This window comes from Acaryochloris thomasi RCC1774, assembly GCF_003231495.1.
Classification (GTDB): Bacteria; Cyanobacteriota; Cyanobacteriia; order Thermosynechococcales; family Thermosynechococcaceae; genus RCC1774.
Window position 1 is genome coordinate 30,998 of the sequence record NZ_PQWO01000011.1, and the last position, 23,384, is coordinate 54,381.

Annotated in this window: 20 protein-coding genes and 1 tRNA gene; 13 read left to right on the forward strand and 8 right to left on the reverse strand. The window is 50.0% G+C overall.

Translation table 11 applies throughout. From position 1 onward, the window contains the following. Positions 1–120 precede the first annotated feature (120 nt). Entirely contained in the window at positions 121–2,001 is a 1,881-nt protein-coding gene (gene cobJ / locus C1752_RS16705; RefSeq protein ID WP_110987195.1) for a precorrin-3B C(17)-methyltransferase, read from the reverse strand. Between the two features lie 257 nt (positions 2,002–2,258). On the opposite strand from cobJ, the gene C1752_RS16710 reads away from it, so the two are divergent. Further along, positions 2,259–2,444: a hypothetical protein gene (locus tag C1752_RS16710; protein ID WP_110987196.1), complete on the forward strand. Its 186-nt coding sequence runs from the start codon at positions 2,259–2,261 to the stop codon at positions 2,442–2,444. A gap of 100 nt (positions 2,445–2,544) precedes the next feature. Next, positions 2,545–3,414, forward strand: a complete 870-nt coding sequence (locus C1752_RS16715) for an AIM24 family protein (protein ID WP_110987197.1) — start codon at positions 2,545–2,547, stop codon at positions 3,412–3,414. Positions 3,415–3,421: 7 nt separating this feature from the next. Here the strand turns inward: C1752_RS16715 and C1752_RS16720 are convergent, their stop codons facing one another. The 4 genes from C1752_RS16720 to C1752_RS16740 all read right to left on the reverse strand — a co-directional run bounded on the left by C1752_RS16720 (position 3,422) and on the right by C1752_RS16740 (position 10,858). Beyond that, positions 3,422–3,778: a 4a-hydroxytetrahydrobiopterin dehydratase gene (locus C1752_RS16720; RefSeq protein ID WP_110987329.1), complete on the reverse strand. Its 357-nt coding sequence runs from the start codon at positions 3,776–3,778 to the stop codon at positions 3,422–3,424. A gap of 518 nt (positions 3,779–4,296) precedes the next feature. Next, the gene (locus C1752_RS16730) at positions 4,297–6,561 is read right to left on the reverse strand and encodes a peroxidase family protein (protein WP_110987199.1); all 2,265 of its coding nucleotides are present in this window, start codon (positions 6,559–6,561) and stop codon (positions 4,297–4,299) included. A gap of 706 nt (positions 6,562–7,267) precedes the next feature. Beyond that, positions 7,268–9,478, reverse strand: coding sequence for a peroxidase family protein (locus tag C1752_RS16735; protein WP_110987200.1), 2,211 nt, complete (start codon positions 9,476–9,478; stop codon positions 7,268–7,270). 606 nt (positions 9,479–10,084) lie between these two features. Next, positions 10,085–10,858: a sulfite exporter TauE/SafE family protein gene (locus tag C1752_RS16740; RefSeq protein ID WP_110987201.1), complete on the reverse strand. Its 774-nt coding sequence runs from the start codon at positions 10,856–10,858 to the stop codon at positions 10,085–10,087. Between the two features lie 384 nt (positions 10,859–11,242). On the opposite strand from C1752_RS16740, the gene hemE reads away from it, so the two are divergent. After that, positions 11,243–12,292, forward strand: coding sequence for a uroporphyrinogen decarboxylase (gene hemE, locus C1752_RS16745; RefSeq protein ID WP_110987202.1), 1,050 nt, complete (start codon positions 11,243–11,245; stop codon positions 12,290–12,292). A gap of 6 nt (positions 12,293–12,298) precedes the next feature. Next, positions 12,299–13,243 (forward strand): NAD-dependent epimerase/dehydratase family protein, encoded by a 945-nt coding sequence (locus tag C1752_RS16750; RefSeq protein WP_110987203.1) that lies wholly within the window; start codon positions 12,299–12,301, stop codon positions 13,241–13,243. Positions 13,244–13,264: 21 nt separating this feature from the next. Here C1752_RS16750 and C1752_RS16755 read toward each other — a convergent pair whose 3' ends face one another. Further along, positions 13,265–13,531: a type II toxin-antitoxin system prevent-host-death family antitoxin gene (locus C1752_RS16755; RefSeq protein WP_199464427.1), complete on the reverse strand. Its 267-nt coding sequence runs from the start codon at positions 13,529–13,531 to the stop codon at positions 13,265–13,267. A 148-nt stretch (positions 13,532–13,679) separates the two neighbouring features. Between C1752_RS16755 and C1752_RS16760 the strand changes: the two genes are divergently transcribed. The 3 genes from C1752_RS16760 (at position 13,680) to C1752_RS16770 (ending at position 15,224) form a co-directional block, all read left to right on the forward strand. Further along, entirely contained in the window at positions 13,680–14,042 is a 363-nt protein-coding gene (locus tag C1752_RS16760) for an NAD(P)H-quinone oxidoreductase subunit 3 (RefSeq protein ID WP_110987205.1), read from the forward strand. 60 nt (positions 14,043–14,102) lie between these two features. After that, positions 14,103–14,672 (forward strand): NAD(P)H-quinone oxidoreductase subunit J, encoded by a 570-nt coding sequence (locus tag C1752_RS16765; RefSeq protein WP_110987206.1) that lies wholly within the window; start codon positions 14,103–14,105, stop codon positions 14,670–14,672. A gap of 186 nt (positions 14,673–14,858) precedes the next feature. Next, on the forward strand, positions 14,859–15,224 hold the full coding sequence (locus tag C1752_RS16770; RefSeq protein WP_110987330.1) for a ferredoxin-thioredoxin reductase catalytic domain-containing protein: 366 nt from the start codon (positions 14,859–14,861) through the stop codon (positions 15,222–15,224). A 162-nt stretch (positions 15,225–15,386) separates the two neighbouring features. Here the strand turns inward: C1752_RS16770 and rfbD are convergent, their stop codons facing one another. Continuing rightward, positions 15,387–16,277 (reverse strand): dTDP-4-dehydrorhamnose reductase, encoded by an 891-nt coding sequence (rfbD, locus tag C1752_RS16775; RefSeq protein WP_110987207.1) that lies wholly within the window; start codon positions 16,275–16,277, stop codon positions 15,387–15,389. 319 nt (positions 16,278–16,596) lie between these two features. Here rfbD and C1752_RS16780 point away from each other — a divergent pair, with 319 nt between their 5' ends. From C1752_RS16780 to C1752_RS29005, 3 genes are all read left to right on the forward strand, one after another. Next, positions 16,597–18,675 (forward strand): vWA domain-containing protein, encoded by a 2,079-nt coding sequence (locus C1752_RS16780; RefSeq protein ID WP_233501669.1) that lies wholly within the window; start codon positions 16,597–16,599, stop codon positions 18,673–18,675. A gap of 4 nt (positions 18,676–18,679) precedes the next feature. Next, entirely contained in the window at positions 18,680–19,162 is a 483-nt protein-coding gene (locus C1752_RS16785; protein ID WP_110987208.1) for a DUF1643 domain-containing protein, read from the forward strand. A 93-nt stretch (positions 19,163–19,255) separates the two neighbouring features. Next, positions 19,256–19,504 carry a type II toxin-antitoxin system VapC family toxin gene (locus C1752_RS29005; protein ID WP_199464428.1) on the forward strand — a complete coding sequence of 83 codons (249 nt, stop codon included), beginning with the start codon at positions 19,256–19,258 and terminating at the stop codon, positions 19,502–19,504. A gap of 500 nt (positions 19,505–20,004) precedes the next feature. On the opposite strand, the gene C1752_RS16800 is transcribed toward C1752_RS29005, so the two are convergent. Next, positions 20,005–21,021 (reverse strand): glutathione S-transferase family protein, encoded by a 1,017-nt coding sequence (locus C1752_RS16800; RefSeq protein WP_110987210.1) that lies wholly within the window; start codon positions 21,019–21,021, stop codon positions 20,005–20,007. A 193-nt stretch (positions 21,022–21,214) separates the two neighbouring features. Here C1752_RS16800 and C1752_RS16805 point away from each other — a divergent pair. The 3 genes from C1752_RS16805 (at position 21,215) to C1752_RS16815 (ending at position 23,366) form a co-directional block, all read left to right on the forward strand. Then, positions 21,215–21,287, forward strand: a tRNA-Glu gene (locus C1752_RS16805). Between the two features lie 87 nt (positions 21,288–21,374). Next, positions 21,375–22,241 (forward strand): 16S rRNA (cytidine(1402)-2'-O)-methyltransferase, encoded by an 867-nt coding sequence (gene rsmI / locus C1752_RS16810; RefSeq protein WP_110987211.1) that lies wholly within the window; start codon positions 21,375–21,377, stop codon positions 22,239–22,241. Positions 22,242–22,346: 105 nt separating this feature from the next. Continuing rightward, entirely contained in the window at positions 22,347–23,366 is a 1,020-nt protein-coding gene (locus C1752_RS16815; RefSeq protein WP_110987212.1) for a J domain-containing protein, read from the forward strand. The last annotated feature ends 18 nt before the right edge of the window (positions 23,367–23,384 follow it).

The following is a 23,384-nucleotide window of genomic DNA, read 5'->3' on the forward strand; positions in this document are numbered from 1 at the left end:
AAATCGCCGTTCAAGTGCTGGTGAGGATAACCGATAGGGTTAAGCCACACGCCACAGAATGAGCGACTTGTCTCTAAAAATATTATATAAACCTTATTTTACTTTCTGAAAGTGATGAACCTATGAAGCCTGTGGCGAATTTAAATAGCCTCTCGGCGTAATCATCCAGTTTTGATAGGTATGGGTGCTGCCGTTGCCAATTAGTACCGTCGTCAACATATCCACTGTGACCGTATGGAGCTGGCCTAGCGTTGTTAGCTGTGTGGCCTCATCCTCGCGGTAGGCCGACCGCACCACCGCCACCGGCGTGTTGGGATCTCGATGCTCCAGCATAATGGTTTGGGCGATGGTCAACTGCTCGACCCGGAGTTGCGATCGCGGGTTATACAGCGCCGTCACAAAGTCAGCAGCAGCAGCAGCCTGCAGCCGTTTCTCAATTACCTCCCAGGGGGTCAGGCGATCGCTGAGGCTAATGGCGCAAAAGTCGTGCATCAGCGGCGTTCCCACCCGTGATGCCGCTGCCTGTAGCGCCGAGACCCCCGGAAAAATCTCGACGGCGGGGGCTCGACCGTCCCAGTTCTGCAGCTCTAGTTCTTCTAAGACCAGGCCCGCCATCCCGTAGATGCCTGCATCTCCCGAAGAAATCATGGCCACCGTTAGACCCCAGTTAGCCAGGGCAATAGCCCGCTGCGCCCGCTGGCGTTCTTGGGTAATCGGATAGGTCTCAATCATTTGACCGGGACGGAGGCGAGACTGGACAAGATCCATGTAGAGCGAATAGCCGATCACGGCATCAGCCTGGACGATGGCGGTCTGTGCGGCTGGCGTCATTTGGTCCAGGGAACCCGGTCCCGTGCCCACGAGATAAAGCCTTCCCTGCCGTCCTGTGAACTCTAGGGGAGACAACGCGATCGCAACTGTTGCTGCCCCTGCTTCCTCTGCATTACGAATGATTTGCTTGGGCACAATCAGCGTGGCTGGCTCTGCCTTGAGGGACTCTGCTTCTAGAGACCCAGCCTGGACCTGGGCTGCATATAAAGCTGCCGCCTCTGCGACACTGGGGGTTCCGACTTCGGCGGCGACAATCTCAGAAGGGGTGGGCACCTCTACGCCCCGCAGCACCTCGGGGGCAAAACACTGGAGCGGCCAGTTACGATCTTGGCAAAGCTCTAGAAGTCCGGCTTCGTCTGCTTTGAGATCGAGGGTGGTGATGGATGCGATCGCATCCATCGCTAGCCCAAATTCTCGAAACACCTGCTCAATCCCCTGCTCAATCAGTGCGCGGGACGTTCCTCGTTCACAGCCGATGCCTACCCACAGCACCCGCGGATGCCAGCGAACGATGGGTAAATCTGACGCAGCCGCTCGATGGGTAATGCAAACCTGAGGCGCATCTCCAGGCGGATCGGCAAACACAAAAGGGTGTTCAGCGGGCAGATGTGCCTGCCAGAGTTTGGATCCTGATTCTTGAACAACGGCAACGCTTTGCTGGCGGGCAATCGCGCCACTGACCTGATTCCAGTCTCCGGCTCCTCGCTGCCAGCCGAAGGGCTGACCCAGCAGATCTAGGCTGGGCAACTGGCTGCGCGTTGAAGTGCCAGTAATGATGGACGTTGCGCCGATCTGGGAGGCGATCAATCGCGTGAGCTGATCGGCATGGCCTAAATGACCGCTGCAAAGACTAATGACGGACTGGCCTTGTTCCTCCACCACCAGCACGGCGGGATCTTGAGACTTATGCTCTAGTAGGGGCGCAATCAGACGCACCACTGCGCCCGTGGCGAGACCAAAAATGAACCCTCGGTGCTGAGGCCAGAGCGTGGCGAGATGATCTCTTAAAGATCCTGAATAGACCTGAACATTTGCTTGATCTGCCAAGGTTTCAGGAACCCATAGGATTGCGCCTGTGAGCTGACAAATTGGCTGTAGGGTGGTGGCTGCCTGCGGGGTTGTTGCGATCGCAACCAGCGGCTGAAACGGTTCAAATAGCGACTGACTCAAAAACGGTGTCTCCCTGACGACAGTTGGGCGCAAGACATTGGTCCTGGCAAAATACCCCCACCTACCTTACCTCAGCAATGAGGTGCTTCCACCCTGTACGAGTCGGGAACGACCGGGTCTCCTCTCTCGTCAAAATTCACATCCTCAGGCTCTCGCGCAATTGAGTGATGTAGAGCTGAGGAGAAATCTAGAGAAATAGCTCTTTATTCAAGAGCCTTAGCATGATTGATGCTGAGAACGATGGAGGAAAACCCTAAATGATCAGAAATATCTTTTATTTTGGCCTCGGTGCCGTCGCCGCGTCCTTTATCACCCATGCAGGTGTTCCCCTCTGGACTCACTTCTCGCAGGTGATCAACTGGAATGTTGCTGAAGAGGCCGCCCAAGACGTCGGCGAGGTGATTTCGCGCGAAGCTGAGGCGAAAAAGACCCGCAATAACTAAAGATTGCAGAACATTTCAATTCTCCAGACTCCCTAAGGTGAAAGAAAAAGCTGGGTACCCTAGGGCCATCTTTACATATGCCGCTTGAACGACTTTCACCATGCAAGATCCTCTTTCGACTGCGTCCGGTTCCCCTGCTGAGGCTACTGGCAAAAAGCAGAATATGGTGCTGATTGATTCCGCTAGCAATCAGGGCTTTAAGGTAGACATTCTCGGATACAAGACCCTCGCTGGAAGTAACGATCCGCGAACAGCTCAGGCTGTTTATTTTGCTAATCAGACCGATCTGAAGCTCAAGCAGGTATGCCTCACCCTCAATCAGAGTGAAGCCATCGTTGAAGCCGGTGCGCTCCACTATTTGCATGGTCATATCGAGCTGCAGAATCCTGTCGGGGGCGTGGGGGGATTGGGCAAAGCCATGCTGAAGAAAATGCTCACCAATGAGACTGCCTTTATGCCTCGCTATCAGGGCAGCGGCTCTGTGTATTTAGAGCCATCCTTTGGTGACTTTCTAATTTACAACCTCAGGAACGAAGAGATTATTGCCGATCGAGGTCTGTTTTACTGCAGTGAAGCCTCTCTTTCGGTGGGGGTGGCCATGCAAAAGAACGTTTCTTCGGCCCTACTGGGGGGTGAAGGACTGTTTCAAACCCAAGTTCGCGGCTCCGGTATTGCGGTTTTTGAGCTGCCGGTTCCGGCCAGTGAGGTGCGGTGCGTGCATCTTAACAACGAGACGCTGCAGGTAGACGGCAACTTTGCGCTGATGCGTTCTGGCCGCATTGACTTCAGCGTTGAGAAGTCTTCGAAGGGTATGTTTGGCAGTCTGTCGAGCGGTGAAGGATTATTGCAAACCTTCCGAGGCACAGGACGCGTTTGGCTGGCCCCGACGCAGGCGATTTATAACCAGATGAGTATGGGGGGACTCAGTGGCCTTAGCTCCGCTCAGCACTCTTCACGGACCACGACCTAGACGTTTCCTAAGGCTGGGGCTGGCACTGGAGGGGAGGGTTTTGTTGGGTCGCAATCGCATCTATTTCCCGCGCCAGCATCCAATCTAAATCGGTTAACCCATCGGCATCATGGGTCGTCAGCGACAGCGACACCCGACCATAGGCAATGACCACATCAGGGTGATGGCCGACGGCTTCGGCAGGCATCACAAGCTCCTCTACAAAAGCCACTGACTCAATAAAGTTCGTTAGCTTGTAGGTGCATTCCAAGCGGTTGCCGTTCAGCCGCCATCCAGTAGGCGGGTGTGGTACAGAATAGGCTGGGAAAGCCACCTGCAAGACCGTAACGACAAGTAATCCTATGGGTAAATAAGCTTTATGCATCTGGCGAGAGGTAGGTGTTCGCAACCCAGCCGTGACTATGTTTCAGAGAATGGGTCTCATTAGCTTATACAACTCAAATCCGATGCTCTGGGGGGATTTTCTCAAGAGCAGCCCTTTGTGCTGCATCTCTTTCAGCTTTGCGTTTCGCTGCGAGACGGACCTGCGCTGATTTAGCACGCATTCTTTGAGCATCACTGTTATAGCTTTTTTGAATGCTCTCTATGTTTCGAGGAGGGGCAATCGAATACTGATCTTGTTGTTCCATTGTGTATAAATTATTGGTCGATATGCAGACATTGCATTGTGACAGTTATTGAGAATAGCGACAATACAAAATATAAACCGGTCGCTATTGGGGAGTCCCTTATTCTGCGGCACAAACGCTGCAGCCGAAAGTTTTTGTCAGGAGAATAGTCTCCTAACAGAAACTTTCAAGTTGGCGAGCCCCCTCCAAAAGTGCTCCTTCTCAGCGGCAGGCCCGCCTAACCAACGTGTTAGCTATTGGATAGCTACTTCCCTTATCCGATAGCTCCATTCGATCCAGGAAAGGCAAAGCCAGCCTCGGGTCCTTCCGCAACTTTGAACACATTACCCTGTAGATCCCCTGGCTCTACTAGAGAGTTGTCAGCAATGATGTCTGAGAGTGAGCGCTGATAGCTGATGCCGAAACGCTGCTCGATGTTGGCTAAATCAGCGTCATTTTCATAGAAGAACCGATCGCCGTCTCGCAGGGCTGAAAACTGGTCCGTCCAGAGGGCTGACTGCAGCTCACCAAACTCGGAACCCGCTAGATGCTCCTCCGAGACCATGCCCACAAATGCATCAATATTATCGACATCGCCGTAGATGGCCTTCAATCGGGCCGCCAGCGTTGTTGCTCGAATGCCCTCTACAGCGTCTGGAGCACCTTCAGCATCGGGGTCAGGAATCACATTCCCTTCATTATCAAGCAGGGTGTCAAACCGCAGAATATCAGGGTCGTTGAGGGGATCTAGGGGATCGATATCAGGAGCGTTGGGGAACTCCTCAGTGGCTTCGCCGGTAATGTCAGTAAACGAGTTGATCCGTTCTAAGCCGTAGGCTTCACGGAGATCGTTATAGAGGGGAATGCCGTGATCTCGACCTCGCTGAACGTCCAGTGCGCCCAGATCTACTACCGTTGAGAAGCTTTCGGGCAAGTCAGGCCCATCCAACTTGCCGTCTGGGTTGGAGGGCACCTGGAAGAGTACACTTCTTAGCTGATTGTCGATTTGCTCGTCATTCTTGTACTGAGCCTCGCCAGCTAGGGCAGAAGCCAATAGATCGATGCCGATCTCCTCCACCAGTGCCGGTTGTCCGATCGCCACGTTGAGCGGAACGGCAATTTCGACCTCATCCCCCACCAGCTCCACTTCTATCCCCTGTGCTTCAAAGGACTCTAGCTGCTCAGCAGAGAAGCGATCCGCCTCTGTCTCAATCTCAATTTCGCCATGAATCATGCTGTGGGCCCGGAAGCCAACGGTCGCAAATTCATTCGTAATGCTGGGATCAACGGTGGCATCATACCCTTCATAGGCATCTAAATCGATGCCCTGTGAAGGTAAGAATTCTTTGTAGGTAATGTATTGCTGCTCAGCACCGACGACTTTGCGGGCAATCTGGAACTTGGTTTCTTCGCCCAAAAAGTCGGGCAGCTCATCAACAATGCGATTATGTTCGCGCGCAAATAGCGTATGGATTGTCGTTAAAGGCAAGGACTGATTGGCTCGGACATCTCCGGCAATAATGCGCTGATCCGGCGTACCCATCAGCCTTCCGAAGAGATCCATTGTGGGTGCAGAGCTGGCATCCCCTCGAGCCTCAGCGGTGGGCAAGAACCCATCCTCAAGCAGCAGACGCGCTCCGTTGTTGCTCAAGTCGCCATCGACGGGGCCTTCTCTGAGCCATTCCAGTCGCTCTTCGCTGCCGCCGTAGATTGCCCAGCCATCAATGAAGGAACTGAGGACGTTCACCTGCTCTCGCGGCCCTGTCTCACCGGTTCCTGGTGCGGGCTGCGATCTCTGAAACCGAATGGAGCCAAAGTCGTTCTGAAATTCCTCTAGAGGATCGCCCGTATCGAAAGTGATGGGTGCATCTTCAGTACCTTCTTGCCTGAGACCGATGGTGTGATCAAGAAACTGTCCCCAATACCCAGCCCACTGAGTGACGCCATTTTCAGAAAATAGGTTGACCCCTTGGTCTGAGTAAATGCGATTGCTAATAAATCGAGGGTCTGGCCCTTCGACTTGTTCACTGATGCTGTCGGCGTAGTTCGTTTCAGTATTGCGGGAATAGTTTGTGTTGACCTGCCCGAGGGAGGGATCAGAGAGGTTATTGCCTGAACCGTCTAGGCTACGAATATCTAGCTCAAGGGTTCCACTGGGGCTAACGGTGTATTCGAGATCAAGGGTTGCGATCGCATCTCCTCTTCCTCGATCTTGGGTGTAGGCCGTTGCCTTGATTGCGAAGTCTCCGACACTGAGGCTACGACCTCTAAAGTCACCCTTGAGATCGCCAAACAGAGCGTAGGGAGCCACATTTTCAGTTCTGTTTCCAAAATTGGACTCAAACACCACACTCTCAACAGAATCAGCATCTGGATGTTTAGGGTTGACCCGGGCAATTAGGCTAAATCGTTTTAGATCAAGGTCATTTAAGTTGAGTTCAGGACTAGCACCTAAGTCTTCATAGCCTGCAACAACTTGATCTGTTTCTGCATCCACTAACGCAAATGTGAGCAGAGTAGAATCGGTATCGAGATTCATAAACAAATTGCCTCTAGGATTAACTAAATTATTGAGAATAGAGACAAGGTCTTTCTAGTATCAGTATATCTATTCTCTAATATTCTTGATCAGACGTAATAACCTTGTGTCTAAACTTTTTCTTGGTCTATAGGAAAGATGCCTTAATTGCAGAAGCTTCAAAATCTCAAAGCAGATATTTTTGGAGATCCCTAGACTTAGTCAGAAGATTATGCGATGCATATCTGCTAAGAAGCCTATATAAATCAAGCACTTCTCATAAAGCTAAAAAGTAAATATGTATTTTGAGTATTTCAATCAAAAGCCGCAGGAAACTAAAGTCGGCAAGGTTCACAAGATCTAATTTTCTTGCTTAGGAGAAAATTATCTCAAAAAAGAAATATTGTCAATGCGGCATTTCAAGGTATCTAACCAAACAGTTCACAGACACATTGATTAAATGTATTTCAAATTACTAAATATCTCATTTCCCTCTTGGAAATTTAGGTTAAGCGCTATGGAAAATGATGATTGTTAACACTAGGATTTACATATTCCTTTGCAGGAGCAAACTCTTAACAATAGATTTAGATGGAGGGGCTTTTTTCTGTAGAGGTTATGTGAGTTTTTGTGATGCTCATAGAGAAAAAGACTCTGCAGGCTGCTGAAAGGTAGAAAGATTGTCCACCTCTCTATACCTTTCAGCAGCTTGAACTCTGGCGTTTGCTTACCCGACGATTCCGCCTTGGCTCGGAGAAACCAGCTCAGCTCCAGGATTATCAGCAACTTTGAACACATTGCCCTGCAGATCCCCTGCCTCCACTAGAGAGTTGTCAGCAATGATGTCAGCCAGCGAGCGCTGGTAGCTGATTCCGAACCTCTTCTCAATCTGGTCTAAAGCCCGATCGTTTTTGTAGAAAAAGCGATCGCCATCCCTCAGCGCCTCAAACTGATCTTCCCAAAGGGCTGACTGTAGCTCACCAAATTCAGATCCCTTTAGATGCTCCTCAGATACCATGCCCACAAAGGCATCCACGTTATCAACATCGCCGTAGATGGCTTTCAACCGAGCGGCCAAAGTTGTTTTACGGATGCCGGTAACGGCCTGCGTTTGCCCTTCGCGGGTGCCTTGCTCAAGCTCAATCCCATTCTTATCGAGGATGGTGTCAAACCGCAAAATATCGGGGTCATTTAGGGGATCAAGCGGATCGATGTCAGGGTCATCAGGGAACTCATCGGTGGCCTCACCGGTAATGTCAGTAAAAGAGTCGATTCGCTCTAAGCCATAGGCTTCACGGAGGTCGTTATATAGGGGAATGCCATGATCTCTGGCCCGTTGAATATCAATCGCGCCCAAATCAAGGACTGTAGAGAAATTTCCAGGCACCCCAGGTCCATCCAGATCCTCTGACGGATTCGACGGCAACTGGAAGAGAATACTCCTGAGTTGATTATCAATTTGCTCATCGTTTTTATATTGGGGCCTAGCTGCAAGCCCCTCAAGCATTAGATCCAGGCCAATATCAGCGACTAAAGATGGGCTGCCAATGGCTAAATTCAGTGGAATGGCGAGTGAGACGCCATCGTCAGTCTGCATCACGCCTAGCCCTCTCGCTTCAAAGGAGGCTAACTCATCGGCAGAGAATCGGTCTGCCTCAGCGTCAACGGTAATGCGGCCATGGATCATGCTGTGGGCGCGATAGCCAACCGTCGCAAATTCATTTGTAATGCTGGGGTCGACGGTGGCGTCATACCCTTTGTATTTATCCAGCTCGATGCCCTGTGCTGGTAAGAACTCGTTATAGGTAATGTATTGCTGCTCGGCACCTACAACTTTTCTAGCAATTTGAAACTTAGTTTCTTCTTTCAGATGCTGAGGCAGTGCATCAACAATCCGGTTGTGCTCGCGGGCAAACAGGTTATGAATTGACGTTAGCGCAATATTCTCATTGGCCCGCACGTCGCCTGCGATTACGCGCTGATCGGGGGTACCCCTCAGCCGTCCATTTAATTCCATCATAGGGGCGGCATCAGCGTCTCCTCGGGCGGTCGCCAATGGGAGAAAGCCATCTGCTGTCAATAGTAAACGCGCACTGTTGTTGCTTAAGTCACCATCCACCGGACCTTCCCGCAACCACTCTAGACGCTCTTCGGTGCCGCCATAGATGGCCCACCCATCAATGAAGGAGCTGACGGTGTTCACATGCTCTCGGGGTGTTGTCTCACCTGTGCCGGGGGCGGGTTGCGATCGCAAAAATCGGATAGAACCCAAATCATTTTGAAACCCTTCAAGTGGATCACCATTATTGAAGGGTAAGGCAGCATCCTCATCCCCAGACTGTCTGAGGCCAAAAGTGTGATCTAGAAACTGCCCCCAATAGCCAGCCCACTGTGAGACACCATTCTCAGAGAACAGATTTTGGCCCAAATCTGAGAAGATGCGGTTGCTGATAAACCGAGGGTCTGGGCCTTCTAGCACCTCACTCAGACCGTCAGCGTAGTTGGCGTCGGTATTGCGGGAGTACTGAGTCCCCACCTGACCCAAGGATCGGTCAAAGCGGTTGTTGCCTGAGCCGTCGAGACTGCGTGTCTTGAACCTAAAAGATCTCGGAACAAAGGGTCTCCTGGGGCTAGACCGTCTAAACGCATCAATAAACTCTCGAATAGAAGTCTGAAGATCGTCAAAAGAGGCCTGAAAATCATCAAAATCTCGTGAGCCAGTCAGTTCCTTACTCTTGTTGAAAATGTTATCTAGATTTGGCTCTAAAGAATTCAGATTAACCTTATGCTTCGTCGATAATTTATTTGATGAACTCCCAATATTTTTCCCTATGTTCAGAGATCTCTGGGAAAAAAGTATAGAACCCAGCGAACCATTGCTCTGAGAGAAATCTAAATGCTTCAGCGAACCATGTTTTGCCAATGAAAGATTTTTCATTTCACGCACCAACCAAATACCTCTAATACACACAAAGGTAGGCTGCAATATCGATTTAACATGAATCTCTACTCAGCTAGATGCTCTAACTGGTACTCCTTGTCTTGCCCTATCCTCTTGCTTATCGACAATAACAGCGAGTCAGAACTTAGATGCATTCTTATTTGAGACTTTTCCATCAAAGGGATGAGGGAAAGGCGATGGAGGAAAAGAGTTCTAGAGACCTACTGCCTAAGACTCATGTAGTTTAATCTCCCCGTGTAAAAATAACTATCTCGAATAAAGATCATTGTCAATGAACCTACTAGTCAGCGTTTTTTCTGTGTAAATTGAACTGTAAATAGTGGCCTTGTCTGTGCATTTATAGAAATATTCTCTACAGTGAAAAAAGACGACTGTCAACGGTATTGCCTACATATTCTATGGCAAAAGGATATTCTTAAGAATAGATTTACGAGCCGATCTCTACTGCTGACGTAAACCGGCTGTTTGACCGTATTCAGTGTTGCTTTATCTAAACTTGCGTTAATTTTTGCGGAAGTAAGTTTTATTGTGTAAATCAACGATCTGTTATACAGGGGTATAGCTGAGGGCCCGTCTGTTGCTTTAGCCGTACCCCAGCACTATTCTTGCCATCATCAGGTTGCCGCTGATCAGGCTCCGCTGCTGCCAGAGCAACAGTACCCCGCTCACCATGACAAACGACGTGACAAGCTGGCGAAAGCGTTGTTCGCTAATCCGCTCTAAAACAATGTGAGCTAGCCAGTTGCCTGGAAATGCTGCCAGACCAATCAAAACGCCATAGCCGATATGGGCCTGAGTCAGTGCTCCAAAAGCAGCATAGGCAATCAGCTTTACACCGTGTATTAAGACTCGGGTGGCTGATTGCGTCGCCAAGAGCGCTTCTTTCTGTAGCCCATAATTAAGGTAAAACGGCACTAGCAGCGGCCCCATACTGCCAATTACGCCAGACAGAAAGGCATAGACAAAGCTGGCGGGCAAAAAATACCAGGCCTTCACTTCAAAAGAGGTGGACTCTCCCTTGAAGGCATAGCTATAGGCTGACAGCAGCAGGAATACCGCCACTAAAATCCCGAGCCATTCTACGTGGAGTCTCGTGAAGGTAAAAGCCCCCAGGCCCGCTCCAACGACTGCGCCCGGAATATCCCATCGGAGCACCTGCCAATCTACATGCTGCCGGTAGACATAAGCTCGCTCTGTATTGCCAAAGATGCCGCCAATTGTGATCACGGGCGCTAGCGCTGCCGTGCCGAGGAACAGGCTGATCATGGGGATTAAAATCAGAGAGCTTCCCCCGCCCGCCACTGAACTAATAAACCAACCCACGGCACTTGCGATGCTCAGCCAAATTAGGGTCATAGAAAAACGGCTCTTTGTGCTTTACCGGGCATATCTACAGAACGTTATGGCAACACTTAACTTAATATTAACCTGATGTTAAAGCGGTACACGTACTGATTAGGGCATAAAAATATCTGAACCCATCTATGCCAAGGAAGGGCTGTCCTAACTCAGCCGGGGACTGCTATAAAGTCTTGTTCGATCCGGTTTGTTGCTGCGGAATCAACGGAGTGGGGCTGCGTCGTGACAGCTTTCGTCGCCTCTGCTTTGTTTTGTGGGGATGGGCGCAAAGGTCGACGATCAAGCCTAAACTAGATGGGGTCGGTTTCAGCCGTTCTTGCTGTGGTGGCTTTGATATTTTATATTCGCCGCTCATTTTTTTATTAAGGAGAAATCACTCGTATGTCCGGCTCTTCTCAGAATGCTCCTCTGCTGCTGCGGGCTGCCCGTGGTGAATCTGTCGATCGCCCGCCTGTGTGGATGATGCGACAGGCCGGTCGCTACATGAAGGCCTATCGAGATTTGCGAGAAAAGTATCCGACGTTTCGAGAGCGCTCTGAGATCCCTGATGTGGCAATTCAGGTGTCGCTGCAGCCTTGGAAGTCTTTTCAGCCCGATGGTGTGATTCTGTTCTCTGATATTGTGACGCCGCTGCCGGGCATGGGCATCGAGATGGATATCGCAGAGGGCAAGGGACCGATTATTGCCGATCCGATTCGAACAATGGAGCAGGTTAATCAGATCCATGATCTAGAGCCTGATGAGTCCGTTCCTTTTATTCGTCCCATTCTCAAGGCGCTGCGAGATGAGGTAGGCGATCAGTCTACGGTCCTTGGCTTTGTCGGTGCGCCTTGGACGTTGGCGGCCTACGCGGTAGAAGGGAAAGGCTCGAAAAACTACTCAATTATTAAGAGTATGGCGTTCAATGAGCCGAAGGTTCTCCATGCGCTACTGAGTAAGATTGCAGATTCCATTGCGATTTACGTTCGTCACCAGATCGACTGTGGCGCGCAGGTGGTACAGATGTTTGATTCCTGGGCCGGTCAGCTTAGCCCTCAAGATTTTGAAACGATTGCTTTGCCCTATCAAAAACAGGTGGTGGAGCAGGTGCGCCAGACTCACCCTGATACGCCGTTGATTTCCCTCGCCAGCGGCAGTGCTGGGATTCTGGAGCGGATGGCCAAGTCTGGCGTCGATATCATCAGCGTGGACTGGACCGTGGATATGGCGGAGGCCCGGAAGCGTTTAGGGTCAGAGATGATGGTGCAGGGCAATATGGATCCGGGTGTGCTCTATGGGTCGCAGGAGTTTATTTGCGATCGCATCCACGACATCGTTAAAAAAGCAGGCAACAAAGGCCACATCATGAACCTCGGTCACGGTGTTTTGCCCACGACCCCAGAAGAGAACGTGGCGTTCTTTTTTGAGACCGTGAAGCAGATGAGCTACTAACGCCCCATGCGGGTTTTAGTTACTGGGGCTAGCGGCTGTATTGGTCACTATATTTGTGAAGCGCTGATTCAGCAAACCGATCACGAGCTATTTCTCTTGGTTCGTGATCCGGCCAAGCTGAAGATCGACGTGAGTGCTCGTCCTGGCGTTCACGTTCTCACGGTAAATCTGCGAGACCTTTCGCCCCTGCAGGAGTTGCTGCCGACCATCAATCAGGCCATCCTCACTGCAACGGCTTGGGGGGACCCGGTAGAGACCTTTGACCTCAACGTCACTAAAACACTAGAGCTAATTCAGCAACTCGATCCGCAGGTGTGCCAGCAGGTGCTGTACTTTTCCACCGCCAGCATTCTCAGCCGAGAAGAGGAGTTATTACCTCAGGCAGGAGAAATTGGAACGGATTACATTCGCTCTAAGTATCAATGCTTCGAGCAACTGCAGCAGTTAGAGTTGACACCTAAAGTTGTGACCGTCTTTCCGACACTGGTATTCGGAGGCGATGAAAACAAGCCAGACTCTCACCTGTCAGGTGGTTTGCCTGAAGTGATGCGATGGGCCAGCTTACTGCGCTTTTTTAAGATGGAGGGGAGTTTCCATTTTATTCATGGTCGAGATATTGCCCAAGTTATCTGTTACCTAGTGCAGCATCCAGAGGCTGCGCCTAGCGATCGACTGGTGCTGGGGAGTCGAAGCATGACCGTGAATGAATTTATTGAGGCGGTTTGTAAGGTGTGCGACAAAAGAGCCTTTTTCAAAATCAATCTTTCACCCGTACTCACCAATCTAGTGATTAAGCTTTTCAATATCCAAATGGCAGATTGGGATAGATTTTGCTTAGACTACCGCCACTTTAGCTATCCTCATGCCATTAATCCTGCGACCGTTGGCCTAACAAGCTATTGCTCCACTCTTCGAGACTTACTCCGGCTCACCACTGCACTAAAGATATAGGTGAAGGCAACAGTGAAGAAATCAGGATAAATCTACGTCGCGTAATTCTACATCTCTCGAGCGAACGGGATTGAACTCAATTTTTGCCAATTCTTCTGCAAGTTCTGGCGGCATCGCCAGTACCTCACTAAGACTTTTACCCGTCTCTGAAAGCCTGTGGTATTCATCTATCGTCAACAAAACATGGGTGGGAATGCCTTCGTCTGTTATGAATACCGGCCCATGCTTCGCAGCTCGCTCGGCTTTGTCCACATCTTGATTAAATTCTCGACTCGAAAAGCTTTGCAAAGTACCAAGACTCCTGCAGCGTAGCAGTGTACTGACATCATAGAAGCTCATCCTTACAGAGCTGCTGAAAAATTTTACACAAACGTCCGGTCAGAACTACCTCTATAATAAAGAGCGATTAGCAAGTTCTATAACGTTCAACCTGCCTGTGTTTGCTCTTAGCGGCTACGAATATCTTCTCGGCTTTCTCCTTCTCTGCAGCCTTGTCCCGGCCTTGGCTCTCAGCGCCTCTAAGGTTCTGCGGCCCAGTAATCGCGGACCAGAACGACGCACCACCTATGAATCAGGTATGGAGCCGGTCGGCGGTGCCTGGATTCAATTCAACATCCGCTATTATATGTTTGCTCTAGTGTTTGTTGTCTTCGATGTAGAGACGGTCTTTCTCTATCCCTGGGCTGTCGCGTTCCACAAATTAGGCGTTCTAGGCTTTGTTGAGGCCCTGATCTTCATCGCTATCCTGATTGTGGGCTTGGTCTACGCATGGCGAAAGGGTGCCTTAGAGTGGTCTTAGGCCGCATCACATTGACCCAGACTTTTTGATTTCCTTATAAACGCACTCAAAGGAGCAGACGTGTCAGACTCTTCACCAGAAAGCAAAGCATCCCCTGAGCAGTCTGAAGCAGAAGAAACCCAGACTGAAGAAACCCAAGAAGCGCCGATTGTCGAAGCAGGGCCAATCTCAAAACGAATGGCTCAGATGGGGGTTGAGCAGGAAACATTAGGGGTTGATCACCTGGGCACCGAGATCATTAAGGTTGATCGTGATGGCCTTCTATCCCTCTGTGCGGCCCTCAAAGAAGATGGCTTCAATTACCTTCAGTGTCAGGCAGGCTACGACGCCGGACCCGGAGAAGATCTGGTCAGTATGTATCACCTGCTCAAGGTAGATAACGACGTTGTGCGTCCTGAAGAAGTGCGCGTCAAGGTCTTTTTGCCCCGCACCGACCCCCGTATTCCTTCTGTTTATTGGATTTGGAAAACAGCCGACTGGCAGGAGCGCGAAACCTATGACATGTATGGCATCGTTTATGAAGGTCATCCCAACATGAAACGGTTGCTAATGCCTGAAGATTGGGTGGGTTGGCCAATGCGTAAGGACTATATCAGTCCTGACTTTTATGAGCTTCAAGATGCGTACTAAACGTTAAGAAGCATTTTGAGTCGGTGACTTAATTGAGGCTTGACTCGATGTTCTTTGGTGGGGCTTCAGTTTATGAAGTCCTTTTTACTGGGTGCTCTGCCCTATGACGTCACTAGAGAAAATGGTAGGGTGAAGCTACCGGCTGATTCCCATAGAGTTTTGAACAACGAGCGGAGGCAAATCCCCATGAATACAGCATCTGACGGCGCTCATCAGGCTAGCGAAAAGAGCCTTGATACGATGCGTAAGTTTGCCCAAACCTATGCCCAGCGCTCTGGTACTTACTTCTGCTCTGATGCAGGGACAACGGCAGTTGTGATCGAGGGGCTGGCTAAGCATAAAGAAGATCTAGGTGCACCTCTCTGTCCATGCCGTTTCTATGAAGACAAAGAAGCTGAGGTCAAATCGACCTACTGGAATTGCCCTTGTGTGCCGATGCGCGAACGGCATGAGTGTCACTGCATGTTGTTTTTGACGGAAGACAACCCTTTCGCCGGAGACAAGCAAGAAATTACGGTGGAAGAGATTCGCGCTGAAACCAATAAGTATTAACGAACGGTTGGTTCGATACGGAATATCTTGAATTGAGGCTGGCGAATAGAATTCGCGCCTGTCAGAACAGGACTTGCCTGCGCAGGTTATATGCATCACGTCTTCCAGCAATCCGCGGGGTGAGTTCTGAGAATGTGGCTGCAGCCGCTAATCCGCTAATCTTTAGGATTGAGCCTTGAGGTTCTTCAGCATTTTACGCAAGGCTGCTCGCCAGTGGGGCGGATGATCGTTCAGCAACGGTCGTATTTTGCTGTTGTTAAGCACAGAATAGCTAGGGCGTTGGGCTGTTGTGGGATATTCGGCTGTGGTAATCGGAATGACGTTGGGTTTTTGAGTGATCAGAGCCAGTTGATGGGCTTCTTCAAAGATTGCGATCGCAAAGTCGTACCAGCTACACACCCCGCTGTTGGTAAAGTGATAGACACCGTAAAAATCATCGCTGGTGTTCTCAGAAGCCTGCACTAAATGGGCCACCGCCTCAGCAATATGCTGCGCCCACGTAGGCGTCCCCACCTGATCGGCCACTACACGCACCTCTGGACGTTCGTTGCTCAGACGCAGCATTGTTTTAACAAAATTGCCTTTGCCGTATACACCGTATACCCAGGCGGTGCGCAGAATGATGTTGCGATCGCACCCCTGCTGCACCTCTAATTCCCCAGCCAGCTTAGATTTTCCATAAATACCCAGCGGTCCAGGAAGATCCTGCTCTAGATAAGGAACGCTGTTATCACCCTTGAAAACGTAGTCTGTCGAAAGATGGATTAGCGTTGCCCCCAGCTCTTGAACTGCTTCAGCTATAACCTTTGGGGCTGTGCCATTGATGGCATAGGCCATCTCGACCTCAGCCTCAGCCTTATCCACTGCCGTGTAGGCTGCTGCATTGATCACAACTTCAGGACGCGTTGCGGCAATCACCTGACGGATCTTGTCCGACTCTAATAGGTCTAGATCGGATCTGCCCACAGCAACCACTTCAGCCAGCGGTGAAAGAACCTGATGGAGGACTTGCCCTACCTGTCCCTGAGCGCCTATTAACAAGATCTTGCCCATAGAATTCCTTTGTAGAGCGATGCCGGTTCTGACTCATGGGGAAATGCTTGCGATCGCACCTTAGCGATAGGGAAAGCATCATCAGTCATCCTGGCTGTCCCAAATATAAATTAAGTTCAGTCGTTTTTTGTCCATACCTAGCGCCATATCTTAAGAGCCACACAGGTGTCTCACTGAAAATTGCTGCTGTTCCGTTTTTGAAACCGAATCCTTAGCGGAAAAAGCATCGGCTAGAATTAGCCTGAGATATTGCAGCCTGACTCAAGATCTGGGGACGTCGCAGTCAGCGCCAAAGTAATGATTTTTAGGGGTAAACGCAATGAATAAAAAACAGTGGATGAGTCAAGGACCGCGCTGGAGTGCATTGGCAGCTATGTTACTGGCCTTGGGGACACAAATCCCAGGGCCTGCGATTGCTAAACCTCAGCCTGATCACACTATCAAAGCCTGTACCGATGAAGAGGTGATGCTGCCTTCTCATCCTGACGTGAAGATTCTCCGGCAACTTTTCGAGCGCTATGCCAGCGGAGAAACGCTTCAAACAGAGCTAGGGATGACCCGACTGGACTTTGCTCAGAGCCTCAATCGCTTTGTGAGTCGAGTCGATGCAGGTCAAGCACCAAACAGCAAAATTCAGCTCCGCTCTGCAGATTTAGCCTTACTGGAAAAACTCAAGCGAAATTACGCCACTGAGCTGGCATCACTGCGACAGCCCCGTCCTGTTGATAGGGAGAATGGTTTTTATCCTGCCCCCGGTCGCTTCGGAGGTTCGCCCTCTTCACTTCGAGGTACCGTTGGTCAATTAAATCAAGCAGCACCGGCTCCCTTTAGTCGCAGCCAGTCCCTAACCGAACAAAAGTCTAGAGCCATCGGTTCTCGCACCAGAGCTATCCAGAAACCCAGCTTGTCTCCGCGTCCTTTACCCCCCATCAATGGGGACATCGATCGCATTCATCCACCGGGCACCTTCAGTACCGAAGAATACGATCGCATCAACGAAAACCCTTTTCAGCGACCCACTCAAGCCCCACTATCTACCTTCTCTATCGATGTAGACACCGCTTCCTACAGCAATGTCCGTCGCTTTGTGCGCCAGGGACAGCTCCCCCCTAAAGATGCGGTGCGCCTAGAGGAGATGATTAACTACTTTTCCTATGACTATCCGCAGCCCACAGGCGACCAGCCCTTCTCCGTCACCACAGAGGTCGCCACAACCCCCTGGAACGCTAAAAATAAGCTTGTCCAAGTGGGTCTCAAAGGGAAAGAGTTGACCACTCAACAACCCAGCAATCTCGTCTTTTTGATGGATGTTTCGGGTTCTATGCGGCAGGCTAATAAGCTACCGCTGGTCAAAAAGTCGCTATGCCAGCTTGTCCAGCAGCTCGACGTCCAGGATAAAGTGAGCATCGTCGTCTATGCCGGTAATGCGGGCGTGGTGCTGGAGCCTACACTCGGCAGTCAGAAAACAAAGATTATGGAGGCTATCAACCGCCTAGAGGCCGGTGGAACCACTGCAGGCGGTGAAGGCATCGTTAAAGCCTATGACTTGGCAAAGCGAAATTTGCTCAAGGACGGCAATAACCGGGTGATTCTAGCCACCGATGGCGACTTCAATGTCGGCGTCTCCAGTGATGCAGAGCTAGAGCGCTTAATTGAGAAGAAGCGAGATGAAGGCATCTTTTTGACTGTATTGGGCTTCGGCACCGGCAACTACAAAGACGCCAAGATGGAGCTATTGGCCGATAAGGGTAATGGTAACTATGCCTACCTCGATAATATTCTCGAAGCCCAGAAGGTTCTCGTCCACGACCTGCGGAGTACCCTGTTCACCATCGCCAAAGATGTCAAGATCCAAGTCGAGTTCAATCCTGATAAAGTGCAGGCTTACCGCTTAATTGGATATGAAAATCGGCTTCTAAGAGCGGAAGATTTTAATGACGATCGTAAAGATGCTGGAGAAATTGGATCAGGCCATACGGTGACGGCTCTCTATGAAGTGATTCCTGCTGGCGTAGAGACAGATATTGAGCTACCGGATGTTGATCCGCTCAAATACCAAAAGCCCCAGGCCTCTGACTCAGGCAGCGACGAACTGATGCAGGTAAAGCTGCGCTACAAAGCCCCCACTGGACGGAAGAGTCAGTTGATTAGCCAACCCATCACAGAGGGGAGCGGTACCATTGGCTCAGCTTCTGACAATCTCAAGTTTTCGTCAGCCGTTGCCATGTTCGGCATGATGCTGCGAGAGTCTGAGTTGAAGGGGGACACCAGCTACGCCAGCGTTTTAGAGTTGGCGAAACAGTCCCAAGGTGAAGATCAACGCGGCTACCGTCAAGGCTTCATCGATCTAGTGGAAAGTAGTCAAAAGCTGAGCCAAACGAGAGCTGAACTCGATTAGCACCTTGCTAGAATCTGGCGCGACCTTTGATGACTCGGGTGCCTATCGCTACCGCTTGTGGCGGCGGTGGGATGCCCGAGGTTCTTTGCTCACGTTCGTGATGCTCAATCCCAGCCGAGCGGATGCCCAGACCAATGATCCGACAATTCGGCGCTGTATTCGGTTTGCTCAGTCCTGGGGCTATGGGGCGCTAGAAGTGGTCAATCTGTTTGCCTATTGCACCTCAAAGCCAGCAGAACTACGTCAAGCTAAAAAGCCGGTGGGGGAGAGTTGCGATCGCATCCTCATAGAGTCAGCGCGATCGGCCCAGATGATCCTGCTGGCCTGGGGCAATCATGGGCAGTATCAAAATCGGGGGAAAGTTGCGAGCAAGCTGCTAGCTGAAGTAGGTCCACTCCACTGTCTAGGTCTGACCCAGAAAGGAGAGCCAAGACATCCGCTCTATCTCAAACGTGATATTCAACCAAAACCCTATTCTGTCCCGTAGTAGAGAAGATTGAACCAGACAATTGGTGCATCTGTTAACGCAGTGTAAGAAAGAACCGTTGATACTCGCTTTAGACAATTGTACAATTGGAGAATGAATATTGTTGCAGACACCAATATATTTTTGGCAGTGACGCTTGAGGAAGAAAGCAAAGACCGCATTATTGAAGTAACAGAAGGCTGTTCGCTTTATGCTCCAGAAATCTTGCCCTATGAAATAGGTAACGCACTATCGGCAATGGTAAAAAGGCATCAGATTGAGGGAATGATGTTACAGCGATTTATCACATCACTCAGAAAATTCCAGTCAGTCTTGCCAAAGTTGATATTCCTAAAGCTTTAGATATAGCTATTCAACAAAATATTTATGCTTACGATGCCTACTTTCTGCAGTGTGCATTGGCTTTATCAAGCCCTCTTATAACGCTCGATCAACGGCTAAAGGCGGTGGCACAGACTATGAATATAGAAATACTGGAGTAGAAGATGAGAGTTTACACATATTCAGAAGCTCGTCAGCAGTTATCAGAACTGTTAAACCAGGCACAGTCAGAGGAAGTCTTGATAAAGAGACGAGATGGAACGACGTTCTCTGTAAGAGCTAGGAAGACGAAAGAATCTCCCTTTGATATCAAAGGCTTCAAGTCAGACGTATCGCAGAAAGATATCTTAAGCGCAGTTGAGGAATCTAGAGGTCGGTAGTTTGCTGAAAGCTTCCACAACGCCCGAACATGCGTTGATTTAAATTTGAAGTGCAGCAGAATCTGATGTACGAGGATACTGACAAAAGCGTTGCAAACTCTACAAATGTATTGTCGTTAAGGCTAGCGAATAGAATTCGCCTTAAACCGCAGAAGGTGTTTGACTAACGCTTTCACGACCATGAGGCACCCTCAAGTCTTCTAAGTCAGGGCCAGCCGGAATGATTGCGCCAGGATTAAGTGGGAACAACATTCCGTAATAATCGCGCTTCACTGCCTCAACATTACAGGTTTCAGCAACCCCCGGAAGCTGATAAAGATCTCGCAAATACGCGCCTAAATACTGATAGTCCTTAATGCGGCGGCGATTGCATTTAAATAAGCCGTAGTAGACTGTATCAAATCGATACAGCGTCGTGAATAGTCTTACGTCCGCTAGGGTAACGTGATCACCACAGAGATAGCGATGGGTCGCCAGGGCAGCATCGATTTCATCCAGAGCTGTAAACAGTTGACCGCAGGCTTCGTCATAGGCAATTTGAGTCTGAGCAAAGCCGCAGCGATAGACGCCGTTGTTGATGGCGGGATAGATCTTCTCGTTCCAGGTCTCAATGTCTGAACTCTGAGATTCAGGATACAGATCCAGTTCAGGGTGTTGGGCAAACTCGTTGAACTGAGAGTTGAGAATCACAATGATCTCAGCACTTTCATTATTGACAATTGTCTTCGTCTTTTGATCCCAAAGGACCGGCACCGTTGCTCGTCCCTGATAACCCGATTTTGCGAGCGTGTATAGGTCTCTTAGCGTTTTGCAGCCTTGATGCTCTGACTCAAAGATCCAGCCGCCTGCTGTTGCTGAAGGCGCAACGACGGTGACGCCAATGGCCTCTTCTAATCCTTTGAGGGTGCGTACCACTAACGTTCGGTGTGCCCAGGGACAGCCGAGACCCACGTAGAGATGATATCGCCCTGATTCTGGCGGGTAGGGATGATCTGATTCGGGACTAATGGTGTCTCGAAACTGGCTGGCGGGACGTAGGTAAGAGCCTTTGCGATCGCGTGGGGCCATCTGAGACATCATCACCTGCCACATCGTTGTCCAGACAAACTTACCGAGGGAGATGATCGCGGAGGGAGGGAGTGATTTACCGAGCTTCATGATCAACTTTGCCTGTAGTGCGGTACCCGATTTCACTTGTATCCTAAGGCATTCTTAGGGCTGACTGGTGAGAGTCCGGTTAAGCTGCTCTGGAGTCTGACACTAAATTTAGTCAATGCCTTAGAAAATCGGACTCAGCCCGTTGACAGAGGTATCTTCTTTCGCTAACTTAGTAAGGTCGTAAGACAAACAGGCCCCCATCGTCTAGAGGCCTAGGACACCTCCCTTTCACGGAGGCGACAGGGATTCGAATTCCCTTGGGGGTATTAATAAATTTTCAGCTATTGAGCTGAACTAATTTTAAGATAAGGGTAGGTGTTACACCTGCCCTTTCTACGTTTCAGGACTTTATGATGCCGCAGGTTCCCGATCACTCATTAGGTGAGCTTTATGTGGTGGGGACTCCCATTGGCAACCTCGAAGATATTAGCTTTAGAGCCATTCGCATTCTGAAGATGGTGGATGCGATCGCATCTGAAGACACCCGTCACACCGGCAAACTGCTGCATCATTTCGAAATCAAAACACCCCAGATTAGCTACCACCAACACAACCACAAGCAGCGTGCACCTGAACTACTCGCCCGACTGCAGCAGGGACAGTCCTTAGCCCTCGTCAGCGATGCAGGTCTACCCGGAATTTCTGATCCTGGCTATGAGCTTGTCCAGACATGCGTGGCAGCCAATATTAATGTCGTACCTATTCCCGGTCCCAGTGCAGCATTAACGGCTTTAACCGCTTCTGGACTGCCCAGCGATCGCTTTTGCTTTGAAGGTTTCTTAGCCGCTAAGGGCGCTGAGCGACGGGACCATCTTGCTCAATTTGAAGCAGAACCTCGGACGATCATTCTGTATGAATCTCCCCATCGACTGCGGCAAACGCTGCAGGATTTATGTACAACGTTGGGGGCTGATAGGCAGATCGTGATTGCGCGGGAACTTACAAAGCTCCATGAGACCTTTTGGCGAGGGACGGTGGAGGATGCGATCTCAAAGTACGAAACTCAAAATCCACGGGGAGAATATACGTTGATCATTGCTGGCAAACCAATTGTAGAGACTGTCCACACAGATGACGAACTAAGACAAAAGCTACAAACTTTAATTGATCAGGGCATCTCGCCCTCGCAGGCAAGTCGGCAACTGGCCTCAATCCTTGGTGTTTCTCGACGATATCTTTATCGACTCTCGTTAGATTTAGTTTCTGGCTCTGCTCCTTAAAAAGACGTCAATATCCGTTTGAAACCCACAGATTTCAGTATTTTTCACGATGTGGAGAACGACATAGGCAACATAATCTTTAGCTAATGTCTAGAGCAAAAACGAATGGCGCACGATTTGGGTCAAGGAGCAGCCTTTGTTGCTGGTGGTGCAGCAGCAGGTTCTTGGGTATCAGTCAACGTTGGAGGCATGGGATTAGCTTTCTCTGGGACTGCCATTGGCATAGGCATGACGCCTGTGACCCTTGCTGGTGCAACAGCAGGTGCTGCCAGCTACGGTCTTTTCCGGGCGGTTGTTGAGGGTGATGCATCAGCGCTGAGCGCGGCTGCATTAGGAGGCTTGGGTGGAGCAGCAGTTTCCCTCCATGTCGGTGGTATGGGGTTAGCCGCGAAAGGAACTGCTATTAGCCTGGGACTGGCTCCTCTGACGGTTGCAGGATCAGTTGTTGGACTAGCAGTGTATGGTTTACTGAAAAGTCTGGATCGAGGAGGTACCAAAGAACCTGCATCTCAAGTCTTTGAGCGTATGGACAGTAGAGTGTCTTGGCAGGAAAGCTATACTCAAGCACTCTTAGAGCTAAACATAGAAGCTCTAGAGAATCAGTTTGGCAACGACCCTTTGGCACAAAAATTTTTAGAGTGGCAGTTGGACGACGACCTAGAGCATCTCAAAAAGAACCTCAACATTCCTTCGGGTGCAAGCAACGCAACAAGTCAAATTCTTACTGGTCAATCTCTTGATCGAAGATTTCGCCAATTTCAGATCGATTCTGAGCTAGAGGAACTCAAGGCAAAGATGGGACTTTCGCTGTGCTCACCTAAATTTTCTAAAGAGAGCCTATTGAGACTGGAAGCTCAAATCTTCTCCAACAAGCAATTTTGCTTCCAAAGGCTAGAGAACATTGCATGCACCTTCATGCCTGAGAATAAGCAAGCAGTGGGCGAATGGTGGCAAGTATTAGGGGTAGATCAAAACGCAACACCTACAGCCGTCAAGCAGGCATATTATCAACTTGCGAAGCGACACCATCCTGATTCCAGTATCTGCACCCATGCTCAAGCTAATATGCAAGCAGTCAATATTGCATATGACAAATACCAGCAAAGACTCAAGACTCTTAACTAAATAGATGAGAGCGTTGTA